Here is a 20,965-nt window from a genome sequence, read left to right as displayed (position 1 = left end):
GCTTTAGAAACAGACAGTTCACCATATTTATGAGTGTATTATAAAATATCAATTATAATTGCTCCGGAGCATTCGTTTCAAGTTGCGATATTCAATGCTTTCAGGTGCTTCTGCGCGATGTTCTGGCGCACGGAAAAGAAAGTTTCCCAAGGATCGCTTTTTAATTTCTCCAGACGTTTTGGAATAGTCCGAAGCGTGAAGGATTTCGGATCCAGTGAAGGGGTTAATTCTTCCCATGCCAGTGGCGTGGATACGGTTGCGTTTTCGCGTGCGCGTACTGAGAACGGAGCAACGGCGGTGGCGGTGACGTCATTACGAAGGTAATCGATAAAGATACGACCTTTGCGTTTTTCTTTGCTGGAAGTGGCGATATAAAGCTTGCGATTGTCGTGCGTCATGGATTCTGCCACAGCGCGCGCGAAGGCTTTAACGATATCCCATGTGTATTTGCGGGTGAGTGGCACGACGACATGCAGCCCTTTTCCTCCCGTAGTTTTCAGGAAACTCTGAAGCCCGAACTCTTCCATTCGCGTGCGTATTTCCTTTGCTGCCGTAACCATATTCTTCCACGGCACTTCCGGATCGGGATCGAGATCGAAAATCATCCGGTCGGGAAGTAACGGATCGGATGCAAGCGAGCCCCAGGGATGCAGTTCTATCGTCCCCCATTGCACAAGCGAAATAAGACCTTTTAAATCCTTGATGGCGAGATAGGTTACTTTCTTGCCTTTGATCGTAGTTTGCACTTTATGGAAGTAAGGCGAGTCTCCCTGTGTAATATGGCGCTGGAAGAAGCATTCGCTGCCATATCCTTCCGGGCAGCGCAGAATGCTTAAAGGACGATCTTTGACATGCGGCAGCAGGCGGTCGGCCACATAGGCGTAGTATTCCGCCAGTTCTTTTTTGGTTATCTGTGAGTCTTCATAAATGATTCGGTCAGGATGGGATATTTTGATTCCTGCCACCTGTTCACCTGAAGTTTTTGCTTTGCGAGGGGAGGGGGCTGGTGGGGCTGGGTCGGGAGCCGGAGCGGGCGCCGCAACTGTTTCTTCCTGTCTCACTTCTTTTGCCGGTTTGTCTTCACGTAATCCTTGAAAGGAGGGATGGCGCAACGAACCGTCCTTCGTCCATTCGGTAAATTCCACTTCGCATACGAGTTCCGGTTCCACCCATAAGGCGCCTCTGCGCTTTTCGGCGGGGACGGAAACAAAGGCGGAAGATTTCTGTTTTTTCTTTTCCAGTTTCTTGCGCAAATCCTGGGAGAGATCTGCGGAGAATCCGGTGCCTACCTTGCTTGCAAACTGCAGCTTACCATCCTTGAAATATCCGATCAGTAAAGCCCCTACGCCGTTGGAGCCATTGGACGGTTTGGTAAATCCTCCGATCACGAATTCCTGCCGGTGATGGCATTTTGTTTTAACCCAGTCTCCATTCCTGCCCGAACGATAAGCTGCATCGCGGCGTTTTGAAATTACGCCCTCGAGTTTCAGGCGGCATACATGCTGAAAGAACTCCTTATCCTGTTCAGAAAAATGATCGCTCAGAAGAATGTTGGCCGGAGTATCTTTCTGAGCCAGCACCGCCTTCAATTGATCCTTGCGTTCATGCAGGGGAAGGTGAGCAAGGGTTTTGCCGTTCAGGTACAACAAGTCGAACAGGTAATATTGAAGCCCGGAAGTTTCCTCCTCGCTCAGGCTTTGCTGCAGCAAGCCGAAGCTACTGATTCCCTTATCGTCCACGGCAACGGCTTCGCCATCCATAATCGCGTTTTTGACCTGCAGGCGCTCTAACGAGCGAGCCAGCTCAGGGAATTTGCTTGTCCAGTCTTTGCCTGCGCGCGTGAGCAATTTGGCTTTGCCGTTGTTCAAATGCGCCTGAAGACGATAACCGTCGAATTTGATCTCGTGTATCCATGCATTGCCTGCGGGCATGCGATCTGTAAGCTGGGCGAGTTCCGGGGGAATGAAGTCCGGCATGGCGCTTTTCTTGCCGTTTGCGGTGGTGATTTTTACCTCTGTCGGTTTTGGAGTGCTTTTTTTATCCGGGTTTTTATTTGAATTCCATACCCTGTCTTTCTGGGTGGCAATCTGTTCCATCGTGCGCCCGGTCGTGATGCTTTCCTGGGCTTCGCGCAGGAGAATGTCTCCTTCTTCCTGTGCTTCCTCGTCATGGCTTTTAATTAACAGCCAGTTGGAATGCTTATCCTTCGGTCTGCGCTGCATGCGCACCAGCGACCATGCTCCTTTGAGGCGCTTCCCGTGAAGTTTAAACGTGAGTTTACCCTTTGCAAGCTGCTTATGCGGATCGCCTATGGGTTCCCAGCTTCCCTGATCCCAGAGCATTACGGTGCCACCGCCATATTGACCTTTTGGGATTGTGCCTTCGAACGAGCCGTAAGCGACCGGGTGGTCTTCCACTTCCACTGCGAGGCGTTTGTCGTGGGGATTCAGGCTTGGTCCGCGCGTGACAGCCCAGCTTTTTAATACGCCATCCAGTTCCAGCCTGAAATCGTAATGCAGTCTTGTGGCATCGTGTTTCTGGATCAGATAGTGAAAGCCTTTCGCTTTTTCCTTGCGGCCTTCTGGTTCCGAGGTGATCTTGAAGTTCCGCTTGTGGCGGTATTGTTTCAGACTATCCGAACGCTTTGCCATAATTAACTCGCACGTTTGCGTTTCACAGGATGGGCCGCTGCTTTTTTCTTACCGGTCGTTTTTGTAGCGGTACGTTTAGTAGAACGGCTGCTTCCTTTTTCCTGCAAGCTTTTTCTTAAAGCATCCATGAGATTAACCACTTTAGCCGGTGCTTTTTCTTCTTCCGTATAGCGAATTTCGCGATGTTCGCGCTTGGCGTCGATCAGCTCCTGCAATGCTTCGCGGTAATGGTCATGAAATTTTTCCGGTTTGAAGGATGCGGTTTTCCGTTTGATCAGTTCCTTAGCAAGGGAAAGCGCTTCCTCGTCGATCTTTCCCTCCTGAATATCCTCAAAATAGGGATCGGCATCGCGTACTTCATCTTTATAACGCAGCGTTTCCAGCATGAGCCCGCTGCCGCAGGGTTTGATGGAACATAGCCGCTCGCGTCCGCCAATCGCGAGCTGTCCGAGCCCTACTTTGCTGCTGTCGCGCAGTGCTTCGCGTATAATCACAAATGCATCCTCATCGGCGTCTTTATCGGGCACAATGAAATACGGGGTTTCGTGATAAACGGCATCAATACTGCCGGCGGGAATAAATTCTTTTATCTCAAGCGTTCTTTTGGAAGGAATTTTAAGCTCAGCGATTTCTTCAGGCTCCAGAATAACGTATTCACCTTTTTCCACTTCATAGCCTTTGACTATATCTTCGTCCTCCACCGGTTGCCCGTCCACCACATTCTGGTGGTGGATTCGCTGGCCTGTGGGGCGGTAAATCATATGCAGCGGAATATGCCGCGAGCGGTTAAGGGCCGGGAATATGCTCACCGGGATGGAGATAAGGGATAACCTTATCTGTCCGCTCCAATAGGGCCGTAATGCCATAAAGCCTCACTAAACTGTTGATTATCCCCCTGTGCTTATTTTCAGGCGAAAAGAATAAAATTACAGTAAGGCTTTGACAGATAGTTAATAAATCTTTGCTTTACCGCGATAAGGTAATGGGAGGAGCATTTTTTGCCGGAAACCAGAAGCTTGATGCCCAGTTGTTCCAGAAAGGGGCTACGGCGAAGGTATAAATGCCGGGAACTGTATTGGCTGAAAATGTATAAAATACGCTGCTATGGTATGTGGTGTTGGCAAGGAAAGATGAAGGGCCGGTATAATTCACGGCATTGAGCAGCTGGCTGCCGTCGTAATTATAGATGAGGAACTGCACGGCAGTGGGGCCGGGAAGCGTGGTATTGCCGATGACGACATCCGCACTGAGCGTCACGGTCTGACCGGGAGTAATGACCGTGCTGGAAGCAGTAATATTTTTTACTGTGATGGGGAGCGGTGGCGCAGGCGGCAGGTCATTGAATTTATAGGCCGTGATATAGCGTATATCCATATTGGCGGGGAGCAGCGTTGAACTGCTTAGCGTACCCGACCATGAATTTGCGGGACCTATGGCCAGATTAGCCAGTATATACATCGGCTGGCTCGGTACGCGTGTGCCTGTTGTGGCGTCGTCGATCACGCAATTCTGCACGATGCCGTCGATGATATACACCAGCGATCCCGGGCGCCAGTCGATCGTATAGGTATGATAGGTTGAACCGAAATCACCATATTTGGTGAAGCCTATGGAACGGTTGCCGGTGCTGTCTTTCCAATGCAACGCCTGGAATGCGCCGGAGGTGGTGTTGGGGTAATTCGGCATAAAGCCGTTGGGTGCGTAGATATATTCCAGAACATCGATCTCGGGCGGCCACTGACCGCTGTCCGGCAGGAGCCAGAAAGCGGGCCAGAGCCCGTTACCGTTAGGCATTTTTGCGCTCATCTCAAAGCGTCCGTAAGTCTGGGTAAAATGGCCCCGGCTTACGATTTCACCGGAGGTATAATTTTGTGTCCAGAAGGATTGCTGGTTAGCTTGCAGGCGCAAACCTCCCGTGGACAGCACCTGAACGCCGGAAGGAATATAAGCCTGAAGCTCATTGTTGATTGCATTGGCACCGCCTGCAGCTACGGTCGTCCATTTTGAAGTATCCAGGACACCATTTTTAAAAGTGTCAAAGAAGGTGAGCGTCATGTTGGAATAGGGTTGGGGGGAGGGGCAGCCCGTTTGCGCTATGGCCAGTCCTATGTTTGCCAGATATGCCGTTAGAGCAACCAATATAGCACGGAATTTCATAAGAACCTCCGTCAGTATCAGGGACTATTTAAGAAAATATGCCGGCATAGCAGCCGGTAAACGCAACACAAAAGCGCAGTCAAATAATACAAATGATTTTAGTACAAACGAGGCACGCAGACCAGATAATAATAGAAAAAATATACGTTCGTGGCATAGAATACGTATCATGAGTATTGCGGTATTTTCACATTCGGATTGCCTGCGGCACGACACAGGTTCCGGTCACCCGGAATCGGTCGAACGTTTGCCGGTGATTCTGGCTGCGCTTAAATCCAGCGATTTCTCGCGTCATTTAGAGTTTCTCGAAGCTCCAGCGGCTACTAAGGTTCAGGTTCTGCTTGTGCATACACCTGCGCATTATGAACGTGTACAGCATGCAGTTTCGCTGGCGGGAACTCATCACGCGCTTGATCCTGATACTATTATTTCAGAAGGTAGTCTGCAGGCGGCGCTGCATGCAGTAGGGGCCGGATGCGAAGCAGTGGATAAGGTACTGGGAGGCACTTATAGCAGCGCTTTCTGCGCCGTGCGTCCGCCCGGTCACCATGCGATACCCAGCAGGGCTATGGGGTTCTGTCTGTTCAACAATATTGCCATTGCTGCGGCTCATGCAATGAGTACGCATGGATTAAAACGCGTGGCAATCGTGGATTTTGACGTGCATCATGGCAACGGCACGCAGGATGCTTTTGAGCAGGATAAAAGGGTGCTGTATATTTCTACGCACCAGCGTTCGCATTATCCCGGAACCGGGAATGAAAATGAACAGGGAGCAGGCAATATTCTTAATCTGCCGTTGCCTGCGGGAACAGATGGTGGACATTACCGTGAAGTTTTTTCTTCACGCGTTATACCGGCTATTGAGGCGTTCGAGCCGCAGCTTATTCTTGTGTCGGCTGGATTCGACGCACATCGTAATGACCCGTTGGCGGGTTTCATGCTGATGGAGGAAGATTATCAATGGATAGGCGAGCAATTGCGCAATGTCGCGGAAAAATGCTGCGAGGGGAAAGTGGTCTCTTTTCTGGAAGGTGGTTACTGGCTGCCTTCTCTGGCTGCAAGCACAGCAAGTTACCTTTCGGCATTTGCTGCTTGATTCATGTACCGCAGAAAGTTTTGGTTATGCGCTCGGAAGGTAGCGGCGGTAACGCGTATTGGGCGTACTCTTCCTTTTCCTGATAAGGCTGTGCTAACACCTGTTGCAGGCGTTGCATCCATGAGAAATCATCCAATTGCACGGCAGCCTGTATGGCCTGTTCGATCCGGTGGTTACGCGGAATGTAAACAGGGTTCGCCTGCCGCATTTTTTCCGCGCGTTCCATTGTAGATTGCGGCTGTCGCATAAGTCGCGTGCGCCAGCGTTGCAGCCACTGTGTTATGCCTTGCGCTTCTTCGAATAACTGGAGCAGTGGTTTATCATCTGATTCAGCTGCCGCATTGGATAGCAGGCGGAAGGTTACAGTATAATCCGCCTCAGCTTTATGCATCAGTTGCAACAGATCCTCGATGAGAGCGATATCTTCTTCTTCCTGTGTGAACAGGCCAAGCTTATCACGCATTTCTTTCAGCCAGTATTGACGGAAGATGATCGGAAAGGCAGCCAGCCGTTCTTCGGCTATTTTTACAGCCTTGGGGATTTCCGCATTGAACAATGGCAGCAATGATTCGGCCAGCCGTGCAAGATTCCATTGCGCGATTAGCGGCTGGTTGCTGAATGCATAACGTCCGCCTCTGTCGATAGAACTGAAAACCATCATGGGATCATAATAGTCCATGAAAGCACAAGGGCCGTAATCGATCGTTTCACCGGAGACTGCCATATTATCCGTGTTCATCACCCCGTGGATGAAGCCCACGCGCATCCAGCTTGCGACAAGTGCAGCCTGCGCCTGTGCAACGCTTTCAAAAAATGTAATATAAGGATTAGCCGTGTGGGCGGCTTCCGGATAATGCCGCGCAATCGTATAATCGGCGAGCAGTTTCACCGATGAGTGATCGCCGCGTGCTGCAAAATATTCAAACGTGCCGATGCGGATATGGCTTGCGGCAATGCGTGTTACGATTGCGCCGGGCAGGGCAGTTTCGCGGAAGACAGGCTCGCCGGTCGTAACGGCAGCCAGTGAGCGCGTTGTGCGGATGCCCAGCGCATGCATGGCTTCGCTGACAATATATTCACGTATCACGGGGCCCAGCGCTGCCCTGCCGTCCCCATTGCGTGAGAAAGGTGTGGGGCCTGAGCCTTTCAACTGGATGTCACGCCGGATGCCGTGCGGATCTTTCACCTCGCCCAGCAGAATGGCTCTGCCATCCCCCAGCTGCGGCACGAAGTGGCCAAATTGATGCCCGGCATAGGCAAGCGCGAGCGGCTCTGCGCCTTCCGGTATAACATTGCCTGAAAAGATAGCGGCAAGGGGTGCTGTCTCCAGACTCGCGTTGCTTGCTCCCAGCTCTTGTGCAAGAACATAATTGAAAGCAATAAGACGAGGGGAGCTGACCGGTACCGGAGGCAATTTGCGATAGAATTGTTCCGGCAGCCGCGCATAGCTGTTATCGAAGTCGAATGGTTTTGATGAAGCGATCATTTGTTATATTATATTTACTAATTACACTGGAGTTCAGTAAATGCGGAATGGGTTCTACAGGCTTTACCTTATGAGGTACAATCAAAATCCGGATTCGGATAATTTTACTTGCAAAGGCAGGAAACACTGTTTAGGTAAAAAGGTTGTCTCGGGATAACTGGTCTTTTGGCGATTCTTGGTTTATACGGAGAATTACATATATTCATCCTGGTCAGCGCCTGGAGTCTACCCTTAATTATACGATATGATGTATTGCTGTAAATATTACGGTGTCGGTTTTTTTGTCTTTGCCAAGCAGTATCCTGCAGCGCATTGGGAGCCTGTGGTCGAGGTCGACGACGAACAGCAGGGGCGGGAGATGATACGGTGGTTGTCCCATAATTATTTTGTTGTATTACAGATACTTGGTGCTGCAAATGATAATGGTGGCATGCTTCGGATGGCCTAAAAAACCGTCTTGATATAACACAACTTACACGCTGCTTTTACATTTTTACTTGCTATTTATATCCATGGAATACTAATATACGCTGCGTATATTTTTATGGGTTTTGCAGCCTGTAGAGCTTTGCCTAAAAAGGTTCCTGTTGTGGTGGATTTTGTCCAATACGTCGCCGACATTAACAGTGCGTGCTCGGTTGAGGACGCATTCAGCGTCTTAGAGAAGGCATTGCTGGAGCTCGGATTTGACCGGGTAGTCTATTCTCTTATTACGGATCACCCTCAGTTGCAGCAGTCCCGCGGGCATGGCATTCTCAGAAATTACCCCGAAGACTGGATGAAATATTATTTCGCCAAAGGGTATGTGGACGTCGATCCCGTTATTAAGGTTATCAAGCAGCGTCCCGGTTATTTTCTATGGAACGACCTGCCGGAAATCAAAAAGGGTCTTGCGCAGGACGAACATGTTCTGATGGAAGAAGCTCGCGAAGCCAAATTGCTTGAGGGAATCGGCCTTTCCCTGCATGGCAGTTGCGGCCAGATTGTAGGCATGGGGATTGCCAGCAGCATGGGCGGCACCAGCATGGATAAGAATTCTGTGAGCCTTGTCTATGCGTTATGCTCTCAATTCCATGTTTTCTATCAGGAAAAGGAAACGAAAGTCTGTATGCCGATCATTCAGCTGTCTGCGCGTGAAAAGGAAGTATTAACCTGGACGGCAGAAGGCAAGAGCAGAACGGCAATCGGTGATATTCTCCAGATCAGCGATGATACCGTAAAAACCTATATGAACCGGATTTATCAGAAGCTGGGTGTCAATTCCATCCAGCTGGCAGTGATCAAAGCCGTTATGCTGGGGCTGATTCATCCCAATATTCCACATAAATACACCCCAAACTGCTAGTGCGTTGTAGTTAGCGTTTATTCTTTCCTGTCTGATGGTTATCCGTCTTTAAGCTGTTCTTAGATTAAGCAATCCTTCTGCGTGGCATTTTCAGGTGTCCCATTATGTGTCCCCTAATTAGGGGGCAATACATTTATTCGAATTATTGCCATAGCTGTGGGATGCAACTGCATGAAGGAGGGGCTATGGGAGTGCATATTGTATCGATCGAGAATGCGCACAAATATGGTGACATCATTCCCCAGATGCTGAGGCTCCGCTATAAGGAATTCAAGGAACGCCAGAGCTACGACATTCCCATCTTCAAGGATATGGAATACGACACCTATGATACACCGGCGACGGTCTATGTTATCTGGCGCGGAGAGGATGGCGTGGTGCGCGGCTGTTCACGCATGGCGCCGACGGACCGGGCCTATATGATTAAAAATCTGTGGCCGGACATGGTCACCACCATGGAATTGCCGGAAGGTAACGATATATGGGAATCCTCACGCTTCTGTGTGGACCGGAATCTGCCTGCAGCCATGCGCAAGCTGGTGAAGCTGGAAATATTGCAGGCGAAAATCGAGTATGCGCTGGCGGTTGGCATCAAGGGCATGGTCGGCGTTATGCCGCCGCTGATATGGCGCGCCGTATTTGTCAATTCCGGCTGGCCTATCGAACATATCGGCCCGGTGACTGAGTTGGCCTCCGGCGAAAAGGTAGTTGCAGCATGGATACATGTAAACTCTGAGATACTGGTTAATCTCAGGAAGAAAACGGATATCCATCATTCATTACTTCTATCCAATGAAGGGCTTGAGCATATTTTGGTGCGTGAAGCACGCAAGAGCAAGGGTGTTGTTGAAAGAGATAGAATCAAAGAGTTAGCTTAAGAAAGGATCAAGCCATGAAGATTGCAGAAAAGAATAATATACCGTCCATGTATAGCGAGAATCACGATGATGTCGTGGTGTGCTTGGAATTCCTGGCAAACGACGCTGTTGAAAAGAATGAACTGGCTGTGCACCGCATTCTCAGGAAGGCAATCGACGAAGTAAACCATCTTTATGGAACCAAGCAGCCGAGCGACCTGCCGTTTGCGCCGGCTGATATCCTGATTGCGTTCAAGTTGTTCAGGCAGTTTTGCCTGACCAACGATGCTTCAGTCAAAGCAGAGATTGTGAAAATGGTAGAAGAAGACAATAAAGAGCTTTTCAACCACTTTACACATTGATCTAAAGCCCTTGTAAAAGAGGCGGTGAATGCTGCGGGAAAATCCCGCCACATTTACTGCCTCTTACGGGAGAAGTTTCAAAAAAAAGATACCGTTGTAATTGACTGTTTTATCTTGGGATAGAGACGGTCAGGCATTTTACAGCGGTGAATGCTATTATATTGATCTTGACGTGAATAATCATTCGCGTTACTCAACTGTAGTGAGTAATGTGGGTGTCAGTATGAAGCGTGTTATCGATATACATGTAGGCAATCAGCTGCGTAAGCGCCGCGCTGCGCTGGGTTTGAGCCAGGCCGAAGTGGCAAAAGGCGTCGGCATGGCGTCGCAGCAGGTGCAGAAATACGAAAAAGGTATCAATGCCATGAATGCCGGAAGGCTGTGTGAATTTGCACAGTTTCTGCAAGTACCTGCTTCTTATTTCTTTGAAGGTTTGGACCAGAATGGCTCCAGGAAAAAAGCTGTGCCTGCGCGCCCGGTGAATGACAATACCGAAGATAGTGCAGCCTGCGCTTCAAACCGTGAAGTGATCGAAGCGATGAAATCCTTCAAAAGGATTCAGGATCCGGGCCTGCGCAAGCGTATGGCGGACCTGTTGCGCACGATGTATTCCAACGGTCTGTAATATTTTCTCGCGGCGGGAAATCATATGCGTCCCCTGATCGTGATGGCGCTCTCCCAGGAAAGTAACGGTCTCATTGAGCAGCACGGTATGGACGTCATCTATACCGGTGTTGGCAAGGTCAATGCTGTTTTTGCGCTGACGCAATATCTCGCGAATCATCCTGCCACACCGTTTGTAGTGAATGTAGGCACGGCAGGCAGCCGGACTTTCCGCACGGGAGAAGTCGTTGCGGCACGCGGTTTTGTGCAGCGGGATATGGATGTGACGGGGCTGGGGTTCGAGCATGGCGTGACGCCGTTCGACCCGCATCCGGCGATGCTGGAATTTCCGACGGTATTTCATGAACTCGAACATGGTATATGCGGATCAGGTGATTCGTTCCTGCAAACACCGCCCCCCATTCCCTGCGATATTATCGACATGGAAGCTTATGGGCTGGCAAAAGTCTGCCATCTGAAATCCATTCCGTTTGCCTGCGTGAAATATATTACCGACGGGGCGGACGGCAGTTCCCATATCGACTGGCAACAGAATCTCGATGCGGCCTCGCGCACCCTTGCCGGTATTGTCAGCCGTTTTGCAGTTTAATATTATGAGCGCTTACCCGTCCAGGGTTAGCCGGACGGGATTATGCATTTTAATTGGTGCTGGAAGAATCGTCGCTGCCGGAGCTTTTGTTATCTTTACGTTCCTGCATACGGTCTTCGAGTTTACCCATGGCAGTTGCGCATTGGCTGGAAAGATCCTTTTCATGCTCTTTCAGGCATTTAACGATACGTCCGCCGCCGCGCTGCACGTCGCTGCAGTACGTTTGAACGTCCTGTTTGCAGGCGTTGCGTCCGCCGCCCGCTGCATAAGCCGTAGTGGAAAGCAAGGCGAGCGAAGATACGAGCACAAAAGTGCCAATGATAGTTTTCATGGATGTCTCCTAAAGTAAGTTAAGTTGCACTGGATTATACGGTTCCGAGATGAGGAGTCTTCGTTTGTCCAGGAATTGCAGTATTCCTTGCGCTGCCGCCACGGCCGTGCTGAAGCAGGCCTGTAGCAGGTAACCGCCTGTTGGTGCTTCCCAATCCAGCATTTCGCCTGCTGCGAAAATACCAGGTTTTTCATGTAGCATAAAATGCTCATCCAATGCTTCTTTGCTGATACCGCCTGCGGTGGAAATGGCGCGAGCGATTCCTGTCGTTCCGGTAAGTGTGACTGGCAGTGCTTTCATGTGCGCAGCAAGTGCAGTGGGTGTAAGCCCTGCCAGCTCCTGTGCTGAGGTTTCGCGCAATAGCGCAATAGCGAGCGGCGACAAACCGCATTTACGCAAATAGGTGCTGAAAGATTTATTGCCGCGCGGAGTGTTTTCCAGTTTATGAGCCAGTGCTTCTGTTGGCTGTCCGGGACGCAGGTCGAGCTTTAGAGTCGCTTTGCCTGTGGTGGCAATACTTTCACGAAGTGCAGTAGACAGAGCGTATATCACGCCGCCTTCTATCCCTTGTGCCGTAATCATCGCTTCGCCTTGGCGTGTCACACCGTTATGCGTCATCGCGACTGGTTTAAGCGGTTGCCCGGCGAAGCGTTCCTTGAAATAATCCGACCAGTTTACTGTGAAGCCGCAATTGGCGGGGCGCAGCGGTGCCAGTGGAATTCTGGCATTTTCCAGAATGTTTGTCCAGCTTCCGTCTGAGCCAAGGCGCGGCCAGGAAGCACCGCCGAGGGCAAGCAGTGTGGCATCCGGTGTCACCAGAACCGGTTTGCCTTCTGCATCCGTAAAGCGCAGTGCGTTTCCTTCCCAACCCTGCCAATAGTGGCGTGCTGCGAAGCGCACTCCCAACTGTTCCAGACGATTCAGCCATGCGCGCAATAGCGGGGCTGCTTTCATGCTGCGCGGAAATACCCTGCCGCTGCTGCCCGTGAAGGTTTCTTGGCCGAGGTTTTCGCACCATGCTCGCAATTTTTCGGGCGGGAATGCCTGAATGTACGGGGCAAGCCACTCAGCAGCTTCACCGTAACGGCTAATGAAGGTTTCTAAAGGTTCGCTATGGGTGAGATTCAGGCCGCCGCGTCCGGCCATGAGCAGTTTGCGGCTGGGGGTAGGCATACGGTCATAGACCGTTACGCGCTGTCCTGCTTCCGCGAGTATCTGCGCGGCCATTAGTCCCGCCGGACCGCCGCCGATAATAGCGATATTGCTTTGCTGTTCCATGCGCCGCACGATAGCAGTGGCGGATGAGCGCGTCAAAGCGGTAATTTGGGACGTCCTGATTCGTGATCCAGCAGCCACTGTTTGACTTCGACACCGCCATTGTAGCCGGTGAGCTTGCCATTGCTGCCGATGACGCGGTGGCAGGGCACGATAATGCCGATAGGATTCTGGCCGTTGGCAAGCCCAACCGCGCGTGATGCCGTCGGCTGTCCGATTGCCTGGGCAAGTTTGCCGTAGGTGCGGGTTTCCCCGTGCGGAATGCGGCATAATTGCTGCCATACGCGCTGCTGGAAAGCTGTGCCGCGCGGTGCGAGTGACAGGTCAAAATCACGGCGCTTTCCTGCAAAATATTCCTCCAGTTGCTTTATAACTTCATGAAACGGTTTGGAATCTTTTGTGCCCTGCTGCGCGGATGTATAATGTGTGTTGCGCGGCACGTAGAGACCAGTGAGACAAGCGCCGTCTGATGTCAGTACGATCTCGCCCAGCGGGCTTGGCATGGTGGTGTAATATTGCGTTGTCATATTAAGCTCCTTTCTTGGGTAGCGAGTGCCATAGGTGCAGTACTGCGTAGCTGCGCCAGGGGCGCCATGCTTGCGATATATGTTCTGCCTGTTTCGGCGTGACGCCACCTAACGCATTGCGCACGGCGATGTCTTCTTTCACAAATGCATCCGGCCAGCGCAGTGCGCGCATGGCAATATAATGCGCCGTCCATGCGCCGATGCCGGGCAGGGCGGTGAGTTTTGCAGAGGTGGTGGCAAAGTCGGTTCCGGCATCGAGTTTCAGGCGACCGGAAACCATCTCTCTTGCCAGTGCGAGAATGCTTTCGCAGCGTGTGCGGATGATGCTGAGCGCTCCCAGATCCTCCTGTTTTAATGCCGCAATGCGTTCCGGCGTGGGGCTCAGGCGACTCACCCCAGGCCAGGGCGTTGTAATCTTTTCACCGAATGCAGTGCTTACGCGACCTGCAAAGGTGGTGGCCGCTTTAACGGTCACCTGCTGGCCGAGTATGGCGCGTACAGCCAGTTCAAAGCCATCGAATGCTCCCGGTACGCGCAGGCCGGAATGGTGTGTAACGGTCTGCTTTAACAGCGGGCTCTGCTTCAAATGCGCTTCAATAATTTCCGGCTGAGCGGCAAGATCGAAGAGATTGCGCAGCCTGTGCAGCAGCGCAGGTAATACCGGCGTCAAAGAGAGGGAGACATCTGCCTGCAGCGCATATCCTTTGGGAGCATGACGCACACGGAGCCAGCCTGTGTGACCGGAAAGCCTGACGCTGCGGCAATATTGTCCTTCCTCTATATGCTCCACTCCTTTCATTGCGCGCCCTTCCAGAAAGCACAGAATGGTTTCCCAGTCATAAGGCGGGCGGTAGGAAAGTTGAAGCGTGATATGGTCTTTTGTTGCCGCTTCTGCCGAGCCGGCAGCATTCTTTCGCAGTTGCGTGGGCGGCATGCCGTAATGGGTGAGGAACGCATCGTTGAAGCGGCGCAGGCTGCCAAAGCCGCTGGCGAAAGCTATTTCCGTGACGGGCAGGGCAGTCTCCGTCAGCAATTGCTTTGCCAGTAGCAACCGTCTTGTCTGCAGCAGTTCAATGGGAGAGACACCGAATTCCTTCTGGATAATGCGACGGATCTGGCGTGAGCTCAGCTCATATTGCGCCGCAATATGTTCAAGATTGCTCTCATCATTTTCCAGTGAGGTTTCCAGTCGGTCTGCGATCTGGCGCGCGATACGCTGCGCGTCATCTACGGGAGCACTACCCGGTGCAAGTTCGGGGCGACAGCGCAGGCAGGGACGAAAAGAAGCTTTTTCCGCTGCGGCTGCGGAGGTGAAAAAATGACAGTTTTCCTGTTTGGGCGTTCTGGCCGTGCAGACAGGGCGGCAGTAAATGCCGGTTGAGGTTACACCGACATAAAATACGCCATCGAATCGCGGGTCATGCGCTTTGAATGCGGTATAGAGCGCATTATCATCCTGAATGTTTTTCATGCGGGCATCATAGCACAAGCCTGCATAGGCGATAGCCATTTTCGGACATCTATATAAAGGCTTCCCAGACGACCTTATTTTTTCGCTGTAACTTTGTCGACCCCGTCACGCCGTGCAATATAATTGTTGATGGCTTCGTCACCTTCCGCATGACGTTTGAAGCTCCATATGTTGTCGATCGCCCCTTCCATGATAAGGGAATAGACAGCGGTTTCAACTGCCTGCCGCACGGCTAGCTGCGTCGGTTCGTTTAAGGTGACGCCCGCTTCGGTCTGCAATAAATGGTCAATCGTGACGTATTTTATGTAGTTTGCATCCAGCGATGAAGAATAGACGGTCTTGGAACTCGTGACGGAAAGCAGCACTTCCCCTGTCTGCACGCTTACGGCACGCAGGTAAACCGTCACCAGATCGCGGCGATATTGCACCGATCCGCTGATACCGAGAAATGCGGCGCCAGCGCCGCCTGTCAGCACGTTGGAATCATAGGCGATAATGCCGCCTTCCAGTAACATGCCGCCATATACCAGTGGCGGCAATTCGCCCAGTTTGCCACCGCGCGGCCCCGCATATTGCGCCCGGGTCAGTTTGATGAGCTGACGTTCCTGCAGCAGATCCTTCAGGTTGCCGCGTTCGGAAACGGTGAACCATTGGCCGTGGCTTGTGTCGAGCAGCGCCTTGATCAGGATGGAATAGCCGCCTTTGGTGACGGCGCTCGAATAATCCGTATAGTTGCCGTTGTTCTTGAATTGCCCCGTCTGGTCCTGGAAATCATATGCGACTACGGCCACTTTGCGTTTGGGGGCGGGCAGGTTCTTCAATATATCATCCGCGCGGGTCGTGGTGTTGACCTTCGCTTCTTCCACCATGGCGTTATCGTAGATGTTTGAATGCGGCGCGCAGGCGGAAAGCAGCATCAGCGCAGAAGCAAAAAGGGAAAGTTTTTTAAATGTCATGAGATGTCATGCCCGTGATAGAGGAACAGAAGAATAGGTAATGATGCGATGACTAAGGGGCGCTGCCGTAGATAATGCTGGAGCCGCCGTTGGCATAATAGATCGTGACCTGCACGCCGGTTCCGCTGGGATCGGGCTGCCATTTGATAATATTACCGTTGCCCAGCACTTCGCTTCCGGAACTGGCAGCACCGGAGCCAAATATATCATTGTAAATTTTGCTGCTGATCTGGCTTTCAATCGCAGACTGGATAAGATTTGCCGATGTCAGATTGGCTTGGGAAGTGGGATCGCTCGCGGGTTTGGGAACACTGTTCATCAGCAGTGCCGTGTCGCTCGGATTCGCTCCCGGAAAGAGAGCGGCGTTCTGTCCCTGAAATACCAGCGGGCTGGCATAGGCGCTGCTGGCGGTTATCAGGGCCAGTGAAGCTGCCGAGATTAGAAATCGTATTATCATTGTCCGCTTCCGCTTGTTAATAAATTATTGATCGGAACTGGCCGGTGCCGCCTGTTCAATATCCGTTTCTTCTTCCCTGTGGCCGTTCTGGATTTTGACTTTGTGGTTATAATCGCCTTCCTGCTCTTCGTGAGAAGTATTGTGTTCGCCATATTGCTCCACGCGTAAATCGTTATGCTTGCCGTGCTGGCGCTGATAGGCATGATTGTTGCTGCCTTCCTGCATAATGGAAGAGCGGTTGGACTTGCCGTTTTGAATAATCGTTGCGGTATTGCCACCGCCTTTTTTGCTCTGAGTAATGGTTGCAGTATTACCCTGAGACTCTTCTTCGTCTGAGCGAATGATCGACTCGGCGCGTGCGCGGTCGTTCAGTTCCGGATTATTCAGAATCTGGCTCTGGTAGTCACTGCGGGAGCGGTTCTCGGCGTGAATGCCGGACTCAGCATTATTGACTTGTGTGGAATCCGCCGGTACCTGCGGAATATCCACCGTTTCGGCAGAGGCAATGCCGGGAACGGCAAACGCCGCCAGCCCTATAGCTACCAGGGAAAACTTGCCCCTATTTTCCATTTCTCTATTCCTTGCCGTTAGTGCTGAATGACTGTCACATGGCCATTAGATCCGTTCTGTGCAACATTAATTGCATTGGAAGCACCCGTCTGTGTGATGCTGGCCGTGTTATGGTCACCGTTTTGTGTCAGCGTCGCACTGTCATTTGTTCCGGACTGGCTTATGCTTCCTTCGTTAAAGTTACCCGATTGCATAAGGCTTGCAAAATTATTGCTGCCGGATTGTATTATGCTCGCTAAGTCGTGATTACCGCTTTGCAGCAGCATCGCATTATTGGCAATGCCCGACTGGGTAATCGATGCACTGTCGAAGTTACCCGACTGCACGATGCTGGCGATTCCTTGCGAGCCGCTTTGCAGAATGGACGCGGATTCGTCATCATTCAGCTCCAGGATTGTTGCCGTGTTCTGGTTGCCGGACTGGGTCGTATCGGCGCTGTCGCGATTGCCCTGCTGTGTGGTGCTGGCAGTGTTGGCGTCACCGGATTGCGTAATGCTTGCGTGGGTATAATCACCGGACTGATCGATCGACGCTGTATCGCTGCCGCCGCCTGCCTGAGTGATTTCTGCATCGGTCTGTGTATTGTTATGTTGCAGGATGCTGGCAGAGTTAATGCCTGCGCCGTCATTGCCGTCCTGCGAAATAGTGGCAGTGTCGTAATCCGTGGAATAGGTCTGCGTAATGGAAGCTGCATTGTAGGAGATCGCAGAAGCAGTGCCGTTTTGGGTAATGCCCGCGCTTTCGTAATCACCTTTCTGAGTGAGTGTTGCCTGTGCGTAACTGCTTGGATCGGCTGCACTTCCCTGTGTGATGGTGGCGGTATCCTGTATACCGGATTGTAAGCCGGTTGTGCCGGAAGTCTGGATAATATTGAAATTACCATATTGATTTGCTTCGAGCGTATCTGCATCACCGTTCTGCTGGAAAGGAGCAGGTGAGGTGCCGAGTGTATTGCTTGTGCCGGTCTGGGATGCGCTCGCAGAGTCTGCACTGCCTGTCTGTGTGATGAAGAAGCTGTTGCTGCCGGCAGATGCTTCCGATGCCAGAAGTGCCAGTGCCAATGCTGTGGTTGCCAGAAGACGGTGGTATTGCATGCGTCAGATCCTTATAGCCGGTATGTAGTGGGGTAGTAGTGCGCCTCTGCGGCTGGGGCAAAACCATATCGTCGTTTTGCCCCAGAGGCGCTATGCGAACACAGCGCTTAACCGCAGTTTCAACTTTTAGTGCTGGGTGATGGTGATGTGGCCACCAGTGCCCGGCTGGCTGATGCTGGCTACGTTGCCCGGCGCGAACTGGCCGATGCTTGCGTAGTTGGCAAAGCCACTCTGGGCGATCATAGCAGACGAACCACCGGTTGCACCGTCATCCTGATAGACATGCGCTTCGTCGAAGCCGCCGGTCTGGCTGATCGTTGCATGGTCGTTGTTGCCTTTCTGGTTGACCGTAGCCAGCGAGCCTTCGCCCGTGCTCTGGGTTACAGAAGCTACATCGAGATCACCGGACTGGTGAACAAAGGCCTGGTCTTCGTCACCGTTTACAACGGTTGCCTGGTCATAGTAGCCGCTCTGGGTTACGCTGGCAGTTGCTTCCGAAGTCTGGGTGATGCTAGCCTGATCGAGGAGACCGCTCTGGCTGATGTAAGCGGTGCTTGCGCCGCCTTCACCATCTTCCGGATCGCTGCCGCTCTGGCTGATCGATGCGGTATCGCCCGCGCCGCTCTGGTTGATATTGGCCTTGTCGCCGGTAGTGGTAGCATCCTGTGTGATGGATGCTGTATCGCTTTCACCGGTCTGAACAGTGTTGGCGATGCCAGCTGTACCATGCTGCGTGATGTATGCATATTCAGAGTCACCCGTGGTCGTGCCCTGGCTTACGCTCGCCTGGTTGCCCGTGCCATCCTGCTTAACGTCCGCATAGCTTTCATCGCTCTGCTGGTTAATGGATGCCGTTTCACCGGAGCCGCCCTGGGTTATTTTGGCTACGCTCTGGCCGAAATCTGTGTCATCGGCATCGCGGTTGCTCTGGGTGATGTTGGCGGTTTCGTTCGAGGAAGCACCGGTCTGGTCTACATAAGCGGTGTTATTGGCTGCGATGGAGCTGGTGGTCTGGGTAATGTTGATTTTTCCACCCGTACCAGCCTGCGAGATATTGGCTACGTCGCCGGTATCCGGGCTTGCTGCCGTACCTTGTTTGATGGTGGCAGTGTTGTTGCTGCCGCTCTGAACGCCGATCGGATCACCTCCGATGTTGTTTCCATTTCCAGAAGCAGTTACACTGTTACCCGTGCCGTACTGGGTGGCATTGAGCGTGTTGCCGGAACCCTGCTGCAGGAACTGATGGCTTGCATCGGTGCCTACGGTGTTCCCGGTGCCGGTCTGGCTGACGGTAGCGGATTGGGCGGAGCCATCCTGTTCGATGTAAACGGCGTTGCTGTCCGCAAATGCGGTGCTAGCAACGAGGGACAACGCGATAGCGCTGGTCGCCAGAAGGTTGTGCAGTTTCATATTGGTAGCCCTAAATTGTTGGTTGTTTTATACACGGCAAACTTGTGCCGAGTTGGGATCAGTAAACCAAAAGATGTGACGTGTCCAGTAAAATTGATACAGTTCGTACAGGAATGAAATAATTATCAACATATTGTATTAGAATGCTATTTGTGTATATAATGCCAGTAGTGGGCAGAATGCGGTATAAAAAATGTCTTTGATGTACCAATTGTCTTATAGTGAACAATTGTGAGCGTGAATAAAGGTATAATGTTATGAAATACAAAACTAAAATTCGGTTTATCGCGCTGGGATTGTCGATGATGGCAGTGTTTTCAGGATGTGCCGCTACTTCCAGTAGCAAAGAGAACAAGATTTCCATTGACGGCAAAGAACGTCATTTCCTCTTGTACCGTCCCTCGCATTTGAGCACGCAATCGCCTGTACCACTTGTGGTGGTGCTGCATGGAGGGTTTGGTACGGCAGAGCAGGCGGAGAAATTTTACGGCTGGGATAAGGAGGCGGATGCGCACGGATTTGTCGTCGTTTATCCGAACGGGTATCAGCGGAGCTGGAACGCAGGCGGCATCTGCTGCGGCAAGGCGATGAAAGAGAATATCAACGATCTGCAATTTGTGACGGAGGTGATCGAGCGCGTATCGCGTACTGAAAATATCGATCGCAGGCGTATTTATCTCACTGGCATTTCTAATGGCGCAGCGCTTGCCTATCGTTATGCATGTGAGGGAAGCTATCCGATAGCGGCAGTGGGTTCCGTGGCAGGCAGTTTATCTACGGGATGCGCGCATCCTCGTGCTGTTTCCGTCATGGAGATCCACGGTCCGGATGATCAGAATATTCCGCTTGCTGGAGGTGTCGGGTCTAAAGGAGTTTCCAAGGTGGACTGGCTGCCCGTTCAACAGACGATCAATATATTTCGTAATGCGGACCAGTGCGCAACAGCTTCCCTGCAGCAAGACGGGGGTGTGCAGGCGGCAGTTTCTCTATGTCCGCAAGGACGCAAGGTGGCGCTTTTTACCGTTAATGGAGCAGGACACCAATGGCCTGGCAGCAAACATTACAATACGCTTGCCGGCATGTTGTTACCGCTGGACCAGCCAAGCGATGCATTAGATGCAACTGATGTATTGTGGCAGTTCTTTAGCGGTCAATAACTTACTTCAGTGCGTCACGGCATTGCTGCAACTGCTGGGTAAATCCACCCAGTTTTATGACATTCTGTCCACGCAGGTTTGCGCCGCCATTCGTGCGGCTGTAGGTTTCCCATTCAATGTAAGCTTTCGTGCCTTTTTCCAGCGAGGCAACGATCTGTTTCGCTGTTTCAGGCGGGAAGAATTCGTCATAAGATGAATATCTGTCGCCGTCGACTGTCACCGTCATTGCTGCGCCAGGGCGTAAAGTAACGTTGCCGCTGACGGCGGTATCGATTGTGCCATCACGCTTGACGAGATAAACGGTCAGCCCGCTATAGCCGGAAGTGACGGCGCATACTTCATGACCGCTGGGGAGCGTATATTGCTTCTGCTGCCAGTTATGATAGGTGAACGGCGGATGAAACTCCGAGCGGAGTCCCTGTTTATCCGGCTCGATGGTGCAGGCGCTGGTCAACAGGGTGAGCATAGCGATAGCTGTATAACGTATTTTCATAGGCAGATCTCCCGTATATGTTGCGTGCGGCGATTCGGACTGGTAAAACTTTCA

Annotated in this window: 21 protein-coding genes; 7 read left to right on the top strand and 14 right to left on the bottom strand. The window is 51.8% G+C overall.

Annotated features, from left to right (window positions below):
- Nucleotides 1-77: 77 nt before the first annotated feature.
- From ligD to VFT64_11665, 3 genes are all read right to left on the bottom strand, one after another.
- Nucleotides 78-2,651 carry a DNA ligase D gene (ligD, locus tag VFT64_11675; GenBank protein ID HEU5048488.1) on the bottom strand — a complete coding sequence of 858 codons (2,574 nt, stop codon included), beginning with the start codon at nucleotides 2,649-2,651 and terminating at the stop codon, nucleotides 78-80.
- 2 nt (nucleotides 2,652-2,653) lie between these two features.
- Nucleotides 2,654-3,517, bottom strand: coding sequence for a Ku protein (locus VFT64_11670; GenBank protein HEU5048487.1), 864 nt, complete (start codon nucleotides 3,515-3,517; stop codon nucleotides 2,654-2,656).
- 100 nt (nucleotides 3,518-3,617) lie between these two features.
- Nucleotides 3,618-4,808 carry a glycoside hydrolase family 16 protein gene (locus VFT64_11665; GenBank protein ID HEU5048486.1) on the bottom strand — a complete coding sequence of 397 codons (1,191 nt, stop codon included), beginning with the start codon at nucleotides 4,806-4,808 and terminating at the stop codon, nucleotides 3,618-3,620.
- A gap of 169 nt (nucleotides 4,809-4,977) precedes the next feature.
- Between VFT64_11665 and VFT64_11660 the strand changes: the two genes are divergently transcribed.
- Nucleotides 4,978-5,907: a histone deacetylase family protein gene (locus VFT64_11660; protein HEU5048485.1), complete on the top strand. Its 930-nt coding sequence runs from the start codon at nucleotides 4,978-4,980 to the stop codon at nucleotides 5,905-5,907.
- 1 nt (nucleotide 5,908) lies between these two features.
- Here VFT64_11660 and VFT64_11655 read toward each other — a convergent pair whose 3' ends face one another.
- Nucleotides 5,909-7,393 (bottom strand): YdiU family protein, encoded by a 1,485-nt coding sequence (locus VFT64_11655; protein ID HEU5048484.1) that lies wholly within the window; start codon nucleotides 7,391-7,393, stop codon nucleotides 5,909-5,911.
- 589 nt (nucleotides 7,394-7,982) lie between these two features.
- Here VFT64_11655 and VFT64_11650 point away from each other — a divergent pair.
- From VFT64_11650 to VFT64_11630, 5 genes are all read left to right on the top strand, one after another.
- Nucleotides 7,983-8,738, top strand: coding sequence for a LuxR family transcriptional regulator (locus VFT64_11650; GenBank protein HEU5048483.1), 756 nt, complete (start codon nucleotides 7,983-7,985; stop codon nucleotides 8,736-8,738).
- A gap of 185 nt (nucleotides 8,739-8,923) precedes the next feature.
- Nucleotides 8,924-9,616, top strand: a complete 693-nt coding sequence (locus VFT64_11645; protein ID HEU5048482.1) for an acyl-homoserine-lactone synthase — start codon at nucleotides 8,924-8,926, stop codon at nucleotides 9,614-9,616.
- A 14-nt stretch (nucleotides 9,617-9,630) separates the two neighbouring features.
- Nucleotides 9,631-9,957 (top strand): hypothetical protein, encoded by a 327-nt coding sequence (locus VFT64_11640; protein ID HEU5048481.1) that lies wholly within the window; start codon nucleotides 9,631-9,633, stop codon nucleotides 9,955-9,957.
- Between the two features lie 223 nt (nucleotides 9,958-10,180).
- On the top strand, nucleotides 10,181-10,582 hold the full coding sequence (locus VFT64_11635) for a helix-turn-helix transcriptional regulator (protein HEU5048480.1): 402 nt from the start codon (nucleotides 10,181-10,183) through the stop codon (nucleotides 10,580-10,582).
- Between the two features lie 24 nt (nucleotides 10,583-10,606).
- Nucleotides 10,607-11,170 carry a 5'-methylthioadenosine/S-adenosylhomocysteine nucleosidase gene (locus VFT64_11630; GenBank protein HEU5048479.1) on the top strand — a complete coding sequence of 188 codons (564 nt, stop codon included), beginning with the start codon at nucleotides 10,607-10,609 and terminating at the stop codon, nucleotides 11,168-11,170.
- A gap of 49 nt (nucleotides 11,171-11,219) precedes the next feature.
- Here VFT64_11630 and VFT64_11625 read toward each other — a convergent pair whose 3' ends face one another.
- The 9 genes from VFT64_11625 to VFT64_11585 form a co-directional block, all read right to left on the bottom strand.
- On the bottom strand, nucleotides 11,220-11,501 hold the full coding sequence (locus VFT64_11625) for a cysteine rich repeat-containing protein (protein ID HEU5048478.1): 282 nt from the start codon (nucleotides 11,499-11,501) through the stop codon (nucleotides 11,220-11,222).
- A 9-nt stretch (nucleotides 11,502-11,510) separates the two neighbouring features.
- Entirely contained in the window at nucleotides 11,511-12,815 is a 1,305-nt protein-coding gene (locus VFT64_11620) for a TIGR03862 family flavoprotein (GenBank protein HEU5048477.1), read from the bottom strand.
- Nucleotides 12,812-13,303 carry a methylated-DNA--[protein]-cysteine S-methyltransferase gene (locus VFT64_11615; protein HEU5048476.1) on the bottom strand — a complete coding sequence of 164 codons (492 nt, stop codon included), beginning with the start codon at nucleotides 13,301-13,303 and terminating at the stop codon, nucleotides 12,812-12,814. Before VFT64_11615 ends, VFT64_11620 begins: the two co-directional genes overlap by 4 nt.
- A gap of 1 nt (nucleotide 13,304) precedes the next feature.
- Nucleotides 13,305-14,774, bottom strand: coding sequence for an AlkA N-terminal domain-containing protein (locus VFT64_11610; protein ID HEU5048475.1), 1,470 nt, complete (start codon nucleotides 14,772-14,774; stop codon nucleotides 13,305-13,307).
- 74 nt (nucleotides 14,775-14,848) lie between these two features.
- The gene (locus VFT64_11605) at nucleotides 14,849-15,730 is read right to left on the bottom strand and encodes a CsgG/HfaB family protein (protein ID HEU5048474.1); all 882 of its coding nucleotides are present in this window, start codon (nucleotides 15,728-15,730) and stop codon (nucleotides 14,849-14,851) included.
- A gap of 52 nt (nucleotides 15,731-15,782) precedes the next feature.
- A complete protein-coding gene (locus tag VFT64_11600) occupies nucleotides 15,783-16,187 on the bottom strand; it encodes a hypothetical protein (protein HEU5048473.1) in 405 nt (134 codons plus the stop codon).
- Between the two features lie 24 nt (nucleotides 16,188-16,211).
- Nucleotides 16,212-16,757, bottom strand: a complete 546-nt coding sequence (locus tag VFT64_11595; GenBank protein HEU5048472.1) for a hypothetical protein — start codon at nucleotides 16,755-16,757, stop codon at nucleotides 16,212-16,214.
- Nucleotides 16,758-16,774: 17 nt separating this feature from the next.
- Nucleotides 16,775-17,851: a hypothetical protein gene (locus tag VFT64_11590; protein HEU5048471.1), complete on the bottom strand. Its 1,077-nt coding sequence runs from the start codon at nucleotides 17,849-17,851 to the stop codon at nucleotides 16,775-16,777.
- A gap of 126 nt (nucleotides 17,852-17,977) precedes the next feature.
- Nucleotides 17,978-19,261 carry a hypothetical protein gene (locus VFT64_11585; GenBank protein ID HEU5048470.1) on the bottom strand — a complete coding sequence of 428 codons (1,284 nt, stop codon included), beginning with the start codon at nucleotides 19,259-19,261 and terminating at the stop codon, nucleotides 17,978-17,980.
- A 257-nt stretch (nucleotides 19,262-19,518) separates the two neighbouring features.
- On the opposite strand from VFT64_11585, the gene VFT64_11580 reads away from it, so the two are divergent.
- Nucleotides 19,519-20,418, top strand: a complete 900-nt coding sequence (locus tag VFT64_11580) for a PHB depolymerase family esterase (protein ID HEU5048469.1) — start codon at nucleotides 19,519-19,521, stop codon at nucleotides 20,416-20,418.
- A 1-nt stretch (nucleotide 20,419) separates the two neighbouring features.
- Here VFT64_11580 and VFT64_11575 read toward each other — a convergent pair whose 3' ends face one another.
- Entirely contained in the window at nucleotides 20,420-20,911 is a 492-nt protein-coding gene (locus VFT64_11575) for a hypothetical protein (protein ID HEU5048468.1), read from the bottom strand.
- Nucleotides 20,912-20,965 lie beyond the last annotated feature (54 nt).

It is taken from the genome of Rickettsiales bacterium (assembly GCA_035765535.1).
GTDB lineage: Bacteria > Pseudomonadota > Alphaproteobacteria > Rickettsiales > JABCZZ01 > JABCZZ01.
The sequence above is the reverse complement of the archived record's forward strand: the minus strand, read 5'-3'. Positions and strand labels throughout refer to the sequence as shown.

Bases quoted from the DNA above. Each gene is read 5' to 3' on its own strand.
- VFT64_11665 (HEU5048486.1), bottom strand. From the start codon at position 4,808: ATGAAATTCCGTGCTATATTGGTTGCTCTAACGGCATATCTGGCAAAC.
- VFT64_11605 (HEU5048474.1), bottom strand. From the start codon at position 15,730: ATGACATTTAAAAAACTTTCCCTTTTTGCTTCTGCGCTGATGCTGCTT.
- VFT64_11625 (HEU5048478.1), bottom strand. From the start codon at position 11,501: ATGAAAACTATCATTGGCACTTTTGTGCTCGTATCTTCGCTCGCCTTG.
- VFT64_11670 (HEU5048487.1), bottom strand. From the start codon at position 3,517: ATGGCATTACGGCCCTATTGGAGCGGACAGATAAGGTTATCCCTTATC.
- VFT64_11635 (HEU5048480.1), top strand. From the start codon at position 10,181: ATGAAGCGTGTTATCGATATACATGTAGGCAATCAGCTGCGTAAGCGC.
- ligD (HEU5048488.1), bottom strand. From the start codon at position 2,651: ATGGCAAAGCGTTCGGATAGTCTGAAACAATACCGCCACAAGCGGAAC.
- VFT64_11615 (HEU5048476.1), bottom strand. From the start codon at position 13,303: ATGACAACGCAATATTACACCACCATGCCAAGCCCGCTGGGCGAGATC.
- VFT64_11655 (HEU5048484.1), bottom strand. From the start codon at position 7,393: ATGATCGCTTCATCAAAACCATTCGACTTCGATAACAGCTATGCGCGG.
- VFT64_11580 (HEU5048469.1), top strand. From the start codon at position 19,519: ATGAAATACAAAACTAAAATTCGGTTTATCGCGCTGGGATTGTCGATG.
- VFT64_11660 (HEU5048485.1), top strand. From the start codon at position 4,978: ATGAGTATTGCGGTATTTTCACATTCGGATTGCCTGCGGCACGACACA.
- VFT64_11585 (HEU5048470.1), bottom strand. From the start codon at position 19,261: ATGAAACTGCACAACCTTCTGGCGACCAGCGCTATCGCGTTGTCCCTC.
- VFT64_11645 (HEU5048482.1), top strand. From the start codon at position 8,924: ATGGGAGTGCATATTGTATCGATCGAGAATGCGCACAAATATGGTGAC.
- VFT64_11595 (HEU5048472.1), bottom strand. From the start codon at position 16,757: ATGGAAAATAGGGGCAAGTTTTCCCTGGTAGCTATAGGGCTGGCGGCG.
- VFT64_11575 (HEU5048468.1), bottom strand. From the start codon at position 20,911: ATGAAAATACGTTATACAGCTATCGCTATGCTCACCCTGTTGACCAGC.
- VFT64_11630 (HEU5048479.1), top strand. From the start codon at position 10,607: ATGCGTCCCCTGATCGTGATGGCGCTCTCCCAGGAAAGTAACGGTCTC.
- VFT64_11640 (HEU5048481.1), top strand. From the start codon at position 9,631: ATGAAGATTGCAGAAAAGAATAATATACCGTCCATGTATAGCGAGAAT.
- VFT64_11610 (HEU5048475.1), bottom strand. From the start codon at position 14,774: ATGAAAAACATTCAGGATGATAATGCGCTCTATACCGCATTCAAAGCG.
- VFT64_11600 (HEU5048473.1), bottom strand. From the start codon at position 16,187: ATGATAATACGATTTCTAATCTCGGCAGCTTCACTGGCCCTGATAACC.
- VFT64_11590 (HEU5048471.1), bottom strand. From the start codon at position 17,851: ATGCAATACCACCGTCTTCTGGCAACCACAGCATTGGCACTGGCACTT.